Below are 2,500 nucleotides of genomic sequence, written 5' to 3' on the forward strand. Positions count from 1 at the left end.
CATCCGCGCCCTGGAGGACCAGGCCGCATAACCGAGTCCTCCACGATTCCAGGGGATTGACACGGCCGGGCTCCCCCGCCGCCGTCGACGCCCGCCGTTGGATTCGCCGCCGCCGGATCGCCGCCGAGGGCCGCGCCGACATCGGCACGGTCTACGCGGTGACCCTCGCCGTGCTGATGGCCGTCGCGCTGTTCGGGCAGCCACTGGTCCGCGTCGTCTGGCCGCCGGACGCGCCCGGTGGTGACCCGGCGGTCACCCCGTTCGTCGGTGCGGTGGCCGTCCTCGCCGCCTTCTTCGTCGTCCTGCGGCAGCTCGGTCCGCTGTCGGTCAGCCGCAGCGACGCCACCTGGCTGCTGCCGGCCCCGCTGCCCCGGCGCACCCTGCTCGCACCAGCGCTCACCCTGACCACCATCGCCGCGCTCGTCGTCGGCACCGTCACCGGTATCGCAGTGACCGGGAACGTCGCGGCCCGCCCAGCCGGGCTCCTGGTCCTGGCAGCCGGCGGCACCGCCGGCGCGGCGGCCGCGGTCGGCGCGGCGCTGCTCGCGCTCGCCTGCCAGCGACGGCCTTCCACGGCCCGGGTCGCCGACGGCCTCGGTATCGCGGTCGGCGCGGGCTGCCTCGTCCTGGCCGCGGCGCTGCGCACCACCGGCGACCACCGCCTGCCCTCCTCGCTCGTGCCGCCCGTGGCGGTGCTTGCTACCGGTGCCGCAGCCCTGGCCGCCGGGCTGATTACGGTCGTGCTGACCTGGCGGGCGTTGGAGAACTGGCCGACGGCGTCGATCGCCGAGGCGTCGATCAACGCGGGCGCGTACGCCGACGTCGTCTACGCGGTCGAACCGTCCTATCTGACCGAGATGAGCGCCCGCCGCTTCTGGCGCAGCCGCACCCGGGTACGGACGACGCGCCTGCTGACCGCCCGCCGGGTCCCGCCGCTGATCGCCCATGATCTGATCATCCTGCGCCGCAAGGCCGCGCGGCTCTGGTGGCCGGTGGGCGCGGCCGCCGTCCCGGTCTACCTCGCCGACGGCCCTGCCTGGCTCCTCCTCGGGGTGGTCCTGGTCGGCGCGCTGGCCGCCGCCGGCCTCACCGCGGAGTCCACCCACGGTGACGCCTCGAACCCGGCGATGCTGCGGCTGCTCGGCGCTACGGGCCGCCAGGTGATCGCTCAGCGGCTCGTGGTTCCCGCCATCGTCGCTGGCGGGTGGCTCGCCGTCACCCTGGGCGTCCTGCAGGCCGCCGGGTCGCTCACCGGACCGTGGTGGGCGCTCGGCTTGCTTGCCGGCCCGGCCGTCGCGGTGGGCGCCTTGCAGCGGGCGAAGGCGAGCGCCGCCTCGATCGGCACCATCCTGATCGACACGCCGCTCGGGGCGTTCCCGGCCGGCATGCTGCTGTGGCTTCTCAACGGCATCGACGTCCTCGCCGTCCTGACCGTGCCGGTCTCGGCCGGCCTGGTGATGCTGCCGGCGCCCGAGGCGCTCGGCTGGCACTGGCTGCTCGCGCAGGCGCTCAGTTCGGCGCTGGGGTGCGCCCTGCTGGTACGCAGGTCCGGCACCGCCGCCGGTCAACTCTGACCGCCGACACCGACGCGGGACGTCCCGGTCCCACCAAGATGCCGCTCGGGCAACTCGGCCGTTGCCAGCGGTAGCCATCCCTTGTCCGCCCAGGTTTCGGTGATGCGCTGCTCGTCGACCGTGACGTAGGACGAGGTCACCTGGGCTGGCGCTACGTGCCGCGACACAAGTCAATGCCCGACGAGAGCCCGTTCGGCCACGCCTTGGAGGTAGAGCACGTCGCGGTACGTCGACAACGCCGTTGCCCAGGAAGATTCGCGGCTACCTGCCAGGGTCCAGGGCTATCGCGTTGTCGGGTTGTTCCTGGTCACGTCGCCGATGAGGTCGTCTGGACGGTGGGCTACGCGTCAGGTGGCTCGGGCGATGTTGGGTTCGCCGTTGCTGCGGTGGTATCCGATCGAGGTATCACGGAGTGGCGCGGAGACGGCGGGTCCGTCGGCGGTCCGGGCCTGATGAGCGTCTTCACGTAGCGTGACATCGCGGATATAGTCCAGGCGGTTCTCGATGTGCCATTCCGAGCGTGCCCATGTGCCGAGGTCGGCTGGTTCGGGCCCGCACGGCGGGCAGGAACACGGTCAGGTACGCCGTCTCGCGGGGTGGTCCTGCCCTTGATCGTGCGGGTCCGGGTGATCCGGACGGCCTGCTGTGCGTGGGGGAAGCCGATGCCGCCGGGGGTGGCGACGGTGACGGGGGTGCTCCGTGGGTGCTCGGACGTCGGGGAACTGGCCCGGATGGACTGGACTGAGCCGGATTTTCGACTCTGCTTCAAGTGGAAAACATATTGATGAAGGCCGCCCAATTCCCGTACCTGTCATAACTCATTCGGATCGGGTCGGACGGGGCTGGATTGGGCCGGACGAGTTACCTACGGATCAGAAGGTTAGGGGTTCGAGTCCCTTCGGGCGCGCAAGATCAAGAGGGTCATG

Annotated in this window: 1 protein-coding gene; it reads left to right on the forward strand. The window is 71.7% G+C overall.

The window, feature by feature from the left end:
* Window positions 1-56: 56 nt before the first annotated feature.
* Window positions 57-1,574, forward strand: coding sequence for a DUF6297 family protein (locus V6U90_RS33105; protein ID WP_334445064.1), 1,518 nt, complete (start codon window positions 57-59; stop codon window positions 1,572-1,574).
* Window positions 1,575-2,500 lie beyond the last annotated feature (926 nt).

This window comes from Micromonospora sp. CPCC 206060, from assembly GCF_036906895.1.
Lineage (GTDB): Bacteria > Actinomycetota > Actinomycetes > Mycobacteriales > Micromonosporaceae > Micromonospora.